The sequence below is a fragment of the Pseudomonas meliae genome (genome assembly GCF_001400515.1).
Lineage (GTDB): Bacteria > Pseudomonadota > Gammaproteobacteria > Pseudomonadales > Pseudomonadaceae > Aquipseudomonas > Aquipseudomonas amygdali.
In genome coordinates, this window is sequence record NZ_LJQT01000379.1 from 1 (window position 1) to 410 (window position 410).

General features: G+C 62.0%; 1 protein-coding gene. It reads right to left on the minus strand.

Translation table 11 applies throughout. The features are described 5' to 3' along the window. The coding region (locus tag ALO64_RS17850; RefSeq protein ID WP_157058671.1) for a CreA family protein at positions 1–410 on the minus strand (410 nt) is incomplete at both ends.

Here is a 410-nt window from a genome sequence, read left to right on the forward strand (position 1 = left end):
TCTGGACGCTCTGCGTCCACCCCTGAGCCACATCAAGGCGCGGGCGCGGCTGTCCACGGCATTCTGCGGGCTGCCTTCGATGACACGGTCGCTATAGACCAGGTACACCAGCGCATTGCGCTTCTTGTCGAAGAAGCGCACCACCTGCATGGTCTTGAAGACCAGCGACGTACGCTCCTTGAAGACCTCATCGCCATCCTTGAGGGTTTCCTTGAAGCGGATAGGCCCGACCTGACGACAGGCAATGGACGCCTCGGCACGGTCTTCGGCCAACCCCAGACCACCCCTCACGCCACCGGTCTTGGCGCGCGACAGATAGCACGTCACACCGTCGACCTTGGGATCGTCAAACGCCTCGACCACGATGCGGTCGTTTGGCCCGACCATCTTGGACTGGTCCTCAACGCTCA